10 protein-coding genes are annotated in these 13,046 nt (G+C 40.6%); 2 read left to right on the top strand and 8 right to left on the bottom strand.

Features of this window, described 5'->3' with window-relative positions; translation table 11 throughout:
- Window positions 1-59 precede the first annotated feature (59 nt).
- Window positions 60-431: a hypothetical protein gene (locus tag AC075L_RS11115; RefSeq protein WP_476387684.1), complete on the top strand. Its 372-nt coding sequence runs from the start codon at window positions 60-62 to the stop codon at window positions 429-431.
- A 63-nt stretch (window positions 432-494) separates the two neighbouring features.
- Here the strand turns inward: AC075L_RS11115 and mtnA are convergent, their stop codons facing one another.
- The 5 genes from mtnA to AC075L_RS11090 all read right to left on the bottom strand — a co-directional run bounded on the left by mtnA (window position 495) and on the right by AC075L_RS11090 (window position 6,840).
- Window positions 495-1,616 (bottom strand): S-methyl-5-thioribose-1-phosphate isomerase, encoded by a 1,122-nt coding sequence (gene mtnA / locus AC075L_RS11110; RefSeq protein ID WP_119253614.1) that lies wholly within the window; start codon window positions 1,614-1,616, stop codon window positions 495-497.
- A 72-nt stretch (window positions 1,617-1,688) separates the two neighbouring features.
- Window positions 1,689-2,903: an S-methyl-5-thioribose kinase gene (mtnK, locus tag AC075L_RS11105; protein WP_026649811.1), complete on the bottom strand. Its 1,215-nt coding sequence runs from the start codon at window positions 2,901-2,903 to the stop codon at window positions 1,689-1,691.
- Between the two features lie 60 nt (window positions 2,904-2,963).
- On the bottom strand, window positions 2,964-3,974 hold the full coding sequence (locus AC075L_RS11100; protein WP_026649810.1) for an ABC transporter permease: 1,011 nt from the start codon (window positions 3,972-3,974) through the stop codon (window positions 2,964-2,966).
- 45 nt (window positions 3,975-4,019) lie between these two features.
- Window positions 4,020-5,546, bottom strand: coding sequence for a sugar ABC transporter ATP-binding protein (locus AC075L_RS11095; protein ID WP_026649809.1), 1,527 nt, complete (start codon window positions 5,544-5,546; stop codon window positions 4,020-4,022).
- A gap of 133 nt (window positions 5,547-5,679) precedes the next feature.
- Entirely contained in the window at window positions 5,680-6,840 is a 1,161-nt protein-coding gene (locus AC075L_RS11090) for a substrate-binding domain-containing protein (protein WP_476387683.1), read from the bottom strand.
- An 871-nt stretch (window positions 6,841-7,711) separates the two neighbouring features.
- Between AC075L_RS11090 and AC075L_RS11085 the strand changes: the two genes are divergently transcribed.
- Window positions 7,712-8,425, top strand: a complete 714-nt coding sequence (locus AC075L_RS11085; RefSeq protein WP_055057226.1) for a phosphatase — start codon at window positions 7,712-7,714, stop codon at window positions 8,423-8,425.
- Between the two features lie 135 nt (window positions 8,426-8,560).
- On the opposite strand, the gene AC075L_RS11080 is transcribed toward AC075L_RS11085, so the two are convergent.
- The 3 genes from AC075L_RS11080 to AC075L_RS11070 form a co-directional block, all read right to left on the bottom strand.
- A complete protein-coding gene (locus tag AC075L_RS11080; protein WP_008705589.1) occupies window positions 8,561-8,944 on the bottom strand; it encodes a hypothetical protein in 384 nt (127 codons plus the stop codon).
- A gap of 492 nt (window positions 8,945-9,436) precedes the next feature.
- Window positions 9,437-10,435 carry a hypothetical protein gene (locus AC075L_RS11075; RefSeq protein WP_022381077.1) on the bottom strand — a complete coding sequence of 333 codons (999 nt, stop codon included), beginning with the start codon at window positions 10,433-10,435 and terminating at the stop codon, window positions 9,437-9,439.
- A gap of 19 nt (window positions 10,436-10,454) precedes the next feature.
- Window positions 10,455-12,731 carry a C1 family peptidase gene (locus AC075L_RS11070; protein WP_022381076.1) on the bottom strand — a complete coding sequence of 759 codons (2,277 nt, stop codon included), beginning with the start codon at window positions 12,729-12,731 and terminating at the stop codon, window positions 10,455-10,457.
- Window positions 12,732-13,046: the final 315 nt, after the last annotated feature.

Genomic DNA, 13,046 nt, shown 5'->3' with positions numbered 1-13,046 from the left:
TTTGATGATGATGATGATGATGATGATGATGATGATGATGATGATGATGATGAATGATCATGGATGATGATGATGATGATGATGATGATGATGATGATGATGATGATGATGATGATGATGATGATGTTGATGATGATGATGATGATGATGATGATGATGATGATGATGTGATGATGATGATGATGATGATGATGATGATGATGATGATGATGATGATGATGATGATGATGATGATTACTGTGGATGTGATGATGATGATGATGATGATGATGATGATGATGATGATGATGATGATGATGATGATGATGATGATGATGATGATGATGAGACGGCATTATTCTGGACACAGAATTCTCACCGGAATGGAAAGATTTTCTGGACAAAAACAATGTTCGTTATTACTGACCATCTGTCACTGCTCATCATTATGAGCAATACAGTTCACAAAAAGAACCGGAATGAAAATCCTCATTCCGGTTTTTTGTATATGGCTATTATTTTTTATCTACGTATTTCTCCACAGGTTTAATCCCCATTTTCTCAAAGGATTCTTTAAATGGTTCATAAGCAATACCTTTTTCTGTAATGATACCTGTTACCAGACTGTGGTCCGTTACATCAAAAGCCGGATTTACAACACCGACTCCTTCCGGAGCCATGCGTTTCTCATACCACATTTCAGTAACTTCTTCACCTTTCCTCTGTTCAATATGAATTTCATCACCAGATTCCAGAGTCATATCAATGGTAGATGACGGTGCACATACATAGAACGGAACTCCGTAATGTTTGGCAATAATGGCAACTCCGCTCGTACCAATCTTGTTTGCAAAATCTCCATTTGCAGCTACACGGTCACAGCCCACAAAGATAATTCCAATCTTGTCGCTTTTCATCGTATAAGAAGCCATGTTATCACACTGTACATAAGTGTCGATACCGGCTGCCTGCATTTCATATGCGCTCAATCTTGCTCCCTGCAGAAGCGGACGGGTTTCATCACAGTAAACATGAAGATCATTCTTTGGATCCCAGCCGTGTTCCAGAGCAATGTACATTGGAGCTAATGCAGTTCCGTATTTCGCTGTAGCCAATGTTCCCGCATTACAGTGTGTCATGATACCGACGCCTTTTCCAAGTTTCTCCAGAAGTTCAAATCCATAAGTGCCAATATTACGGCTGATCTGAATATCTTCTTCTCTGATATCATCTGCTTCTTTCATCAGACGAGCTTTCAGTTCCGGAATATTCATATGATTTTTCTCTGTAAGCATTACATTATGCATACGGTTCAGAGCCCAGGAAAGGTTGACTGCTGTAGGCCTGGATGAGTTGATATACTCCATCATCTTTGTGCACTCTTTTACAAATTCCTCTTTGTCATCTGTTTCAATCTGATCTGCGAGCACATAATATGCATAAGCTCCTGTAACACCGATTGCCGGAGCTCCTCTTACTCTCAGCGAATAAATTGCTTCCCAGATATCTCCTGCTGTGGAAATATTGAGATATTTGCACTGGTTCGGAAGAAGTGTCTGATCCAGGATTACGATTTCTTTTTTATTTTCCGCAAGTTTTACGGTATCCAGATTAAGTGCATTTTCCATAATATCCATCTCCTTTTATCAATTATGTTTTTTCACACGTCACTGTTCACTCAGCGCTCAGCAACGTGTGAACAGCAACTTTTATGCGTCTACTTCGGCAATTGCATCTTTCAGAGTCTTCAGGAAGCACTTGCCGCATTTCTTATCACTTCTGTTTTTGATGAAATCAATTGCAGCCGTGATGCAGATCTTCTCTGCACGTGCACGTTTTGCTTCATCTGCAATTGTTGTGATATCTTTTACATTAGCCATACCAACAATACGACGGATCAGTTCCAGACCGGCCACTGCTGAAGTGTCTTCAATAATAGTATCCATATAGTACTTCTTGTACAGCTCATTCCTGCACATAGTATCTGTTACATGTTCATCATAATATTTTTCCATTTTTTCTTTTGTCATGTTGATGACATCTACCAGAACATCCTCTACCCATTTACAGAAGTCTGCCGCACCTGCCGCATCACCGTTCGCCCATGCAAAAATCATATTTGCAATCACATTACCAATATCATATCCCATCGGTCCGTAAAAGCAGAACTCAGGATCAAATACTTTTGTACTTTCTTCATTAATAAAGATAGAACCTGTATGTAAATCACCATGGATCAGGGACTGCGCTCTTGTCATGAAATCCATTTTTAATTTTGCAACTTCACAATGAAGTCCCTGATCCTCATAAAGTTTTTCTTTTACAAAGTCTGCAATTGGAGGAAATACACGGTTGCGTCCTCTCTCATCGTTGTATGGTTCCGTATATACCAGCGCTTCTGTGATATCACATAATTCCGGATTGATAAATTTACGCTGGAGTTCTTTTTTCTCCTGATGATCCATCACTACATCTGTAGTTCCCATAAGAACCTGTGCCATAAATGTAGAAATCTGATCTGCGAATTTCGGGAAAATCTTATGTTCCAGCATTGCTGTACGCATGATCTCGTGATCACTTAAGTCTTCCATACCACATGCACTCATTACTGTATCATAGAAATAAATTTCCGGTACATATCCAGGTGCAAGTTTACCCTCCAGAACAAGGATCTCAGATTCGATTCTGTTTCTGTCTGTATCCAGTTTCATATCGGCAGAAATACGTGCCTCTACACCAGCCTGTTTGATAATTACGCTGTGACCTTTTGCATCAGTTACTTTGAATACATAGTTAAGGTTTCCATCTCCGATTTCCTTTGCAGTCATGCTGTCAGCATCCCATTCGATCTGCGAAACTTTTTCCTTTGCATATTCAATTGCATCATCTGTTTTCATAAGAAAATAAGTATCAAACTTTGACATAATTTTTTCCTCCATATTCCGTCTCATTATCCGTCACAAATTGCTCTTTCATGCTTTTAATTAATCTTCTTTTACAGTGATATACGCTGCAACCAGCGCCAGGCAAAGAACCGCACCTTTAACTGCCGGAAGTACATAGTAAACAACGCCGCACATTGTCAGACCATTTTCCAGTGTGGAAATAAGAAGAGCACCTACAACTGTTCCAAGAGCGTTCGGTCTCTCAGCACCGCCTACAGAACGTCCGATAAATACTGCTGCCAGGGAACTCATCAGGTAACTGTCACAGCTGTTGATCTGAGCTGCTGAGTTACGGGAGCATACAACAATACCTGCAACTGCGATAAATACTGCTGCGAACATACCTGCCATAAATCTGTATTTCTTAACATTGATACCGGAAAGTTTTGCTGCTGTTTTGTTGCCGCCCATTGCATATAAATAACGACCATGTTTTGTTCTTTCCAGAAGTACCCAGCATACAACTACGCAGAGCAACATGATAATGATGATATAAGGGGATTTACCAATGTTCATAGAACCGGTTGTCCATCCTTTACGAAGAGGAGTCACATCTCCTCCGTGCAGTGCGCCAAACCACTTCGGAGCACTCAGACCTGCAGATACAGCGCTGCCGCCTGTAAATGCAAGACCAAGACCCGCATGTACGAACTGCAGTGCGCAGGTTGCCAGCATATCCGGAATCTTACATACCAGTATTAAGAACATTGTCAACAGATACATTACCATTGTAAACACAATAGTAAGAACAATAGCCAGCCATAAGGGAGCGCCAAACCACAGAAACAGTGCTGCAAAAACATAGGCGCTGAAAGTACCCAGTGTACCGGCTGACATATCAAATCCATCCGGTGCCATAGATACAGTTGCTGCAAGAGCAAAAATTGTAACTACTGACATGGCACGGAGAATATTCATCAGGTTATTCACTGAAAAAAATGCCGTGCCCTTGATTGCTGTAAAGATAACAACTGAAACCACAAGCACAATTACAGCAGCCCAGCTCAGTAACCCTTTCCCAATCGTTTTCATCTTTGAATTCTGAACCATATTATTTTCCTCCCAATACATTGATGCCCGATATCTGCTCAGATATCAGCCTGCATATTTCTCCTCCGAACCTGTAGCATAATGCATGATCTCGTCTTCGGTGGTCTTTGCAGTTTCAAGTTCTGCCATAATCCTGCCATCATACATAACATACATGCGGTCTGTTATGGATAACAGCTCCGAATTCTCGCAGGTAGCATAAATGACACAGTTTCCGTCTTTTGCAATCTGATTGATCAGATGAAAGATTTCCTGCTTTGCACCAACGTCTACACCTTTTGTAGGTTCATCAAAAATATATACATCACAGTCTGCTGCCAGCCACTTGGCAACAGCAACTTTCTGCTGGTTTCCTCCTGAAAGATATGCAACCCTCTGTTTTACCGAAGGCGTCTTAATACTAAGGCTCTTTACATATTCTTTTGCTTTCTGCGCTGTCTTGCGGTCATTTACGAAAGACATGGTACAGAAATCTCCAAGGCACGCTGCGGATATGTTAAAGGTAACTGTTTCTGCAACAAGCACGCCCTCTTTACGCCTTTCCTCAGGTACCAGTGCAATTCTGTTCTTTACGGCATCGGACGGATTCTTTATCTTAAGCTCCCTGCCATTTAATGTAAGCGTACCTCCCGATTTATGGTATGCACCGAAAATAGTTTTACAAAGTTCTGTTTTTCCTGCACCTACCAGACCGGCAAGTCCGACGATTTCTCCTTTTCTTACGTACATAGAAACATCTTTTACACGATTCTCGCGTTCGGTCAGATGATCTATTACAAATGATTTCTCTCCGATTTCACAGACTTCTTTCGGAAAATTCTCCTCAAAAGAACGTCCAAGCATTTTATCAACGATCTCTTTTGAAGTTGTCTGTGGTGTGATCGGAGTTGTATCCACAACCTGTCCGTTTCTCATAACCGTGTAAGAATCACAGATTCTGAGGACTTCCTGGATACGATGTGTAATAAAGATAATAGCAATATTTTCTGTTTCTCTTAAATGTTTTACAACACGGAACAGTTCCTCTGTTTCCGTATCTGATAATGGTGCTGTCGGCTCATCCAGTATCAGGAAATTACATGAATTCTGAACCGCACGCGCTATCAGGACCATCTGTTTCTGCGCCAGTGTCAGTGTACCACACCATCTCTTTACATCAATATCAATATTCAGGCGGGCCAGAGCCTCTTTTGCATCTTTTCTAATCTTTCCATAATTGACAAACTGTTTATGTCCCATGTTCATGACCATGTCATTAAACATTACATTCTCAGCTACTGAAAGTGTCGGAATCAGCGCCATATCAACTTCCTGATATACAATCTGGATGCCGAGTTTCTTTGCGGCAGCCGGATTTCTCAATTCCACGACGTTTCCGTTATACAAAACATCTCCTGTGTAATCTGGATTTGAGCCAGCCAGAACTTTCATCAATGTCGATTTACCGGCTCCGTTCGCTCCCATAACTGCATGGATCATACCGGTTGAAATTTCAAAATCAACATCCGAAAGGGCCTTTACACCAGGAAATTCTATGGAAACTTTTCGTGTTCCAAGTGTGATTTTATCCATATATTCCCTCTTTTCCGTAATTATTTTCCGCCACAGATAATCCAGTACGGAAAAAGTGGCGTCGGAGCCTTGAACCCCGACGCCTCATTTTACTTAGATATTTTCAGTATTAACTACTGTCCTTTTGAAAGGATTAGTGTCCAAGTGCTGATACCATCCAATCACATGTAGGCATCCAAGAAGTATCAGAATAGTCTTCTCCAGCAACCTCTGCCAGGTTCTCAATATTAATACCTTCCTTAGATGTAACCATTTCCTGGGTAACAATAACTGAAGGAATTTCCATCCAGGCGCCCGGATTTGCATAGTAGCAGGAAGCAGCTTCAATGTCTTCATACTGATCTGCCATCTCAAGTGCTAATACACGGCATGCAAATTCTCCATTAGATGTCCAGTTTGTTGTAGCACATGCTTTCCAGTTTTTACCTTCCTGCATGAACTGGATATCTTCATTACAGATATCTACAGATACCATTGGGATATCGGAATTTGCTTCACGCAGCGCCTGATATACGCCCTGTGCATATGCATCATAGCAGCACCAGATACCATCAATATCGCCTTCGCCATATTTCTGTAAAGTAGCAGCAGTTACATCACGCATAGATGAAGTAGCATTCTGATCATCAATTGGTGCTATTCTCTCAACTGTTTTAATCTTTCCATCTGTCTCAAATGGTTCATAACCTACCTGGCGACGGTCGAACGGGCTGTTATATCCGGCGCCCTGCTGAACCTGAAGAATATTTACAGGCTCGCCTGCCTCTGTTTTGTCCGGATACATATCAAGGATAGCCTGAACCAGAGATTCAGCAAATCCTGCATCCTGCTGGAAGAACTGTGTAACACCGTCAATCTTAGCAGTCTCACCATTTGCATCTTTAAATGGTGTATCGAATGTAACAATCTTCAAATCCGGATACTGTTCCAGGATTCCTGACAGGAAATCATATGCGTATTCCTGACCACCATGGGAAACCATCAATCCATCATAACCACCCTGCGCGCACTGTTCAATTGTACTCTTCCATGTATCTGCATTATCGTTGCAGAAGAAAGTACTTGCTTCCATACCAAGCTTCTCTGCTGTTGCGGTAAATGAATCCGACCACATCTGGAAGATAGTTGCTGATGACATGTACATAATATATGCTATCTTCTTGCCCGCTAACGGAGATTCGGTACTGCTCTCTGTTGCTGTTTCCTCGTCTGCTGCTGCATCACTTGCAAATACAGGAACTGCAGAAACCACCATAGCTGCTGAGAGTAACGCTGCGATTAATTTTTTCTTCATGATATTCCTCCTTTTTGGATATTTTGCCGAAGCATTTTTGTTTTTGTGAGTTTATATTAACATATATCACCAATTTTGTAAACATAACAATGTGTCATTTTGTCCGTTTTTTTGTATTTCAGTAGTTTTAGCCAATTATTCATATCATATTTTGAACAAAAATTCTAATTCAAATTTGATTTTCACGTCAAATTCACCAAACAAAACATTTTTCTTGTGCATATATGCCAATTCTAATTATCTATTTTTCACTAACAAATCTAATATTGTTAATTAATTTTCAATCTTTTTACATTAAAAAGCAGCAGTTATCTCATAATATATCTACTATTTTAGTGAGTATGTTGTTTTATGCCTGTTTTTGTTGTTTTAAACAAAATCAGGTAAGTCCTCTGATTCAATCGTCAAGAATAATAAGCAACATCAAAGACAGCCTTTTCCAAACATCACCCCACAGACCTGAGTTCCTCTCGAATTGTATTTGACAACAATCTGTTTATAGCAATCCTCGTAAATAACGCATCCTAATCCAGCTCATCAGAATGTGAAATCCTACGTCAGATCATAGTAGAGTTGTATATTTATTTTTCTTCTGTTTTGGATATTTTGATATTTTTATATTACTGTTCACACATCACTATTCCGCGATGTGTTTTGGCATAAATGTGGCAAAATTCCGAGACGCACAAGCCAAAATTCATTCCATTACCGCAGGCAATCTGGAATGAATTTTGGCTACGGTACTGAGAACGGAGTGAACAGTAACATTTTTATTTTGTTTTTATGATTGACATTTCATTTTTCTTCTGCCATACTTGTCTCATAAAGCATTCCTGACACGCTTATTTTTCATTCAGAAAGAAAAACTTATATGTATCTCTCCGATATTCACACGCATTCCATTGCCAGTGGGCACGGCACCACCTGTACCATTTCAGATATGGCAAAGGAAGCCAGTCATAAGGGTCTGAAGCTTCTTGGAATTTCAGATCATGGTCCCGGGACTCTCACTTCCGGGACTTCCTCATATTTCAGAAGTCTTCCATTCTGTCCCAAAAAACGCTTTGGAATTGATGTTCTTTATGGCGTTGAACTGAACATTCTTGATATTGACGGGCACATCGACCTGTCAGATGATCTGCTGAATGGACTGGATTATGCGATCATCAGTATGCATCAGCAGAATTACCGTTCCGGCGCTGCTGCTGAGAATACCCTGGCCTATATCAACGCCATGAAACATCCTGCTGTAAAAGTCCTCGGGCATTGTGATGATCCGCATTTCCCGGTGGATTACAGAACTCTGGCTATTGCTGCATTGCAGGAGAATGTTATCTTTGAAATAAACGAAGCTTCTCTTTCTCCAAACGGCTATCGCGGAGATACAACATCCAATGCGACTGAAATTCTTTATTTCTGTCAGAAATATGAGATTCCGATCATTTTATCCAGCGACAGTCACGGAAAAGATCATGTGGGCGATTTCACTTATTCCGCAGAATTTGTCCACCAGGCTATGTTTCCGGAATCACTGATTCTCAACAATCAGATTCCAAAACTGAAGTTTTTTCTTCAGACACGCTAAAAGCAGCATATCAGGTTATGATCCATAACTCTGATATGCTGCTTTTTAATATCGTATATTGTTGCTTCTGCGTCGGATGACTTTAATGAGCATACTTTTCCATCGCTTCAATTCCATATATTCATATACACTTAACTACTGCTTTCGATTCTCTTTTTGTTCTCTGGCTTCTCTTACTTTCTCCCTCTGTTTCGTCAGATCGTAATAATCATCTGTAAGAACCCCATGTTTTCGCATCATATCAAACACAGTCTGCTGAGCAGGTGTCATCTTCATGCCAATAGAATTATTATAATCCGTAAGAACGCATCCTGTTTTCTCAATCAGCCAGAACAGCGGAGAATCATCATCCGGGATCATTTTCCAGATTTCGTTCTCTGTCCATGGAAGCAATTCCATCATTCCATGAAGATGTCCTCTGGGTATTCTTACGTAATCGCCGTCCGGCTTGATCAGACCGTCAGAAAAGTTCTCATCCTTAATTTTCATCTCATTTAACAGTTCTTCTGTTATCTTCATCCTCTTTTCCTCACCCTCGAGTATTGCTTTTTCCTATTATACGTTTCCCGCCAGAGTTACGCAAGTAAAAAGTCTGAATAGCCTCTTTCCTCAAAAATATATGTTACTGTTCACTCCGTTCTCAGTAACATAGCCAAAATTCATTCCAGATTGCCTGCGGCAATGGAATTTTGGCTTGTATGTCTCGGGATTTTGGCATATTCATGCCAAAACACCTCGCGGGATAGTGGTGTGTGAACAGTAACAAATATATCACGTTCTATAAAATTCCATCTTGATTAAATTGCAAAAAAATTGTAGACTATATATGCACACACATTAATAGTTTTTGTTAATTAAGACTGATTTGAGGTTTCCTCATAACGTCTCAATTATACACACACATTTTCTAAAAAGAGCAGCTGCATCATCCGATGCGCTGCTCTTTTAGTTCCACTGTTTATTTTGTAACTGTTCTCTGCCGTCGACGGCATTCTTTAATGATTTTAACTCTTACTTTTTCTTCTTCAGGAAATAAATAAGTAAAATTATGATAACAATAATCCCGATACCACTAATCCAGATTACAGGATTCTTCATTCCTGAATCTGCTTTTACATTCTTTCCTGATGTTTTCTGACTCTGCTTATCATCGGATTCCTTGTCTTCTGTCGAAGCAGGCTTCTCTGTTTCTTCCGGTGTTGGCGTTGCTTCTTCTGTAGGTGTTGCCTCCGGTGTCGGTGTTGCTTCTTCTGTAGGTGTTGCCTCCGGTGTCAGTGTCACTTTTTCTGTAGGTGTTACCTCTGGTGTTGGTGTGGCTTTCGGAGTTGGAGTTGCTTCCGGTGTTGGTGTAACAGCAGCCACCGGAACATTTCCTGATGTGCCTGTAGCCTCCGGTGCATCTGCGGATACATTTTCATTTACGTAATCTGTATCACGATCAAGATTCAGCCATCCCTGTGTTACACCATCTGTGTCTGTTTTCCCCCAGTTTGTTCCGTCTTCTCCCTGAACATGCTGAAAAATATGTACAGTTGTCCCATCTGCGATTCCCTCTGTTCCTGAAACCTGATCAAATTTCTCTCCAGGTCCGTTATAAACCGATACGTTTCCATGAACCTTTACTTCGAAATCCACATCTTTGCCTCCGAAAGTACGATATTCCTCATTGGCAGCTTCTTCTCTGGAAGCCGGATCCAGATCATCCATAGGAACATATCCGTTCATTCCATGGTACTGTGTATATGCCCATTTTTTATTGTCTGCTCCATTCTTCTCACCCAGAACGTGAATGGCAGTTCCATTTGAGATCTTGCTGTCATTCAGTTTAACACTCTGAGTGTCTGCTTCATCATAAATATCTACCCCGCCCTGTGTACTCTGTACGATCATATAATAATCTGTTACATAATCCGGATTCTGACCCTTTCCATCATCCGCATAAACAGAAACCACTGTCAGAATAAAGCACAGTACCATTGCTATTACTGTTCCTCCAAACCTTCTCTTCATAATCTCTTTCCTTCATTTCTTATTTTCTTTTTACAGCAGATGAACTTTTATATTTGCTGTATGTATTTCCATATGGCTCTTTAACATATGCTTTTACCGCATAATAGTATGATACACCTTTTTGTGCTTTTTTGTCCAGATAAGAAGAACTATTTCCATTGGAAATTTTCTTTATCAATTGATAGGAACCACCTTTTTTCTTTCTGTAAATATAATAGCCGTCACATTTTTTCTGAGGCTTCCACCGGATACGGATTCCATTTTTCTCAGATTTCACAGAAGTAACCTTCTGCACTGCAGGTGCTGCTTTAATCACATCGCCGGTTTTATATTTACCTGAATATCTTTTTCCGGATGCTTCATAATATGCTTTTACTGTATAACGGTATGATGCATTAGCCGTAACCTTACTATCTTTATATTTTAATTCCGATGTCCCGACATCTGCAATTTGGGACCACTTCCCACCTGCTGCAGGTTTTCTGTACACATAATATCCTGTAGCTCCGGAAACTTTTTCCCATGAAATAAGGTTATATCCGGAATTATATGCCTTCACCTGAAATACCGGTGTATCCGGCACCCATGACTGATTCAGGGTCCTTGTATGTGCCTTGATCCTTGCCGTCCAGTTTTTCGTCTTTCCATCTGTCCACCTGGCCGTTTCCGATGCACCCTTATAGAATGTCTGCCCTGTTTCTATCCCCGCCGTACAGGTAAACCAGTTCCCATAACTGGACTTTGCTTCCACTCCAAAGCTGATTTTTTCAATCCCACTGTTTGTGATCACAACAGAATATCTGCTTCCCTGTTTCAAAACCACCTCTGGTACACTGATAGTCTGTACACCTGCGATTGGCTGTTCAAACTCATATGGAGCAGCATATGCAGCAGTCCCGCTTTCCGGGTCATATGGATCTGTCAGATCGGTGTATATCTGAATTTTGTAACAGGCATTGTCACTGTTTGTAACAAGATTAACCTCCCCCAGGACTTCTGCTTTTCCCTTTCCTGCAGTTGTCTCATAAACTGCTGCTACTGACTGTCCCGCCTGTATCGGAATCACTGAAAGTGCTGAAGAACCATCATAAAAATAATTATTCCTGTACTTTTGATCCGAAGCAGCCACTGCCTCTGCACTTACAAGTTTACTGATATTGGGATCCTGATAAGAAAGATAGTAATATCCTCCGTCTCCTTTCTTCTCCCCCCAACTGTTTTTGATGATCCACGCACCATCAGATGTTACATTGGAAACAGGAAGGAAATTATCCTTTGAATACGTATCATCCCATCCGACCACTGTCACAATATGATTAATTACAGTCGAATTTGATTTTCCAACAGGATAACAATATGCAGCTGTGTCCGGATTTACATAACTTTCCTTCATATAAAGCATAATGGATACTGCATGGTCATTCAGCAGCATTTCTTTCATACGTTCCTCACTGTATTTGGAAACAGATGCATTTTTCAGATATGCTGCAGAATTATAAGCCTTACTTTCCGGAATCTGCACAGTCAGATCATTCTGATGCGAAGAATCCGTAGGAAATGGTACATCGGCCTCTGTGGTCATTCCCGACCATGTACTGAGATAAATCGCTGCCAGGTGATCATTACCTCCTATCACGTGATAATTTCCCAGTACATAATTCTTATCATCAGGGGTATTTCCAAGAGGATCATTCTGTCTGTTGGAGAAAAAATATGATAAATGTTCTTCTGACAGATCGTAGGTTCCTTTGTTCTGTGCCAGAAGCGAAGTCTCCATGATTGCTGCCATACCAAAAGCCCAGCAGGTTCCAAATGGATTCTGATTCTTTACGGGCGTAACTAATCCTTCCTTTCTGGCATCATAGGAAGATGGAAATGCAGCCTCCCTGTTTCCATATGCAGCATAAACTGATGTCAGATCACTCTCCACTTCAATTCCCGGATCCAAAGGTTTTAAATTTTTAAAGGGTTCCAGTTCTTCCTTTCTTTCCTCTTCTGTCAACGGACGGCCCTTAATATACCTGATTCCGTCTGTACCCTCTTCTGAGTTTTCTCCATCCTGAAACTCCTGTTTTGCATCATCGCTTCCGAACAATTCTGCATCCGATCCCGTATCTGTTCCAAATTCATCTGCCTGTGAACTTTGAAATTCTTTCAGATCTGATGTATTTTCTTCTGTCTCCCTGTTGACTCCGGATCCAAACATTTCCTGACCCGCAGCTGGTACCGATGTATAAACCATTGCATAAGCCAGAAAAACTGACAATGCGCGTATCGCTGTATTTCTTTTTTTCATGTAGTAGTTAACTCCTTTACATAAATATAATATCATTATATCATTATCTTTTTTGTTTTTCAACCATGATCAATGACAAAAACCGTCGGAAAACAGTGAATTTTCCCTGTTTTCCGACGGCTCTATGTAGAAATGCAGAGCTCTGCCAACAAGAAAATGTCGCCAGGAAAAGACGTCAAATGCCTGTGATGCATTTTCTTCTGTACATGTGAAAAGTGTGGAAAATGTGTGTGAAATGCTTTATATACTAACTCAGAACAGACTTGAAAATCTTACAGACTCTTCTCTTTTGCTATCCTTATTCTAGCAGAACAA

The sequence above is a fragment of the Blautia sp. ZXY-1-B12 genome, assembly GCF_056339915.1.
The sequence above is the reverse complement of the archived record's forward strand: the minus strand, read 5'-3'. Positions and strand labels throughout refer to the sequence as shown.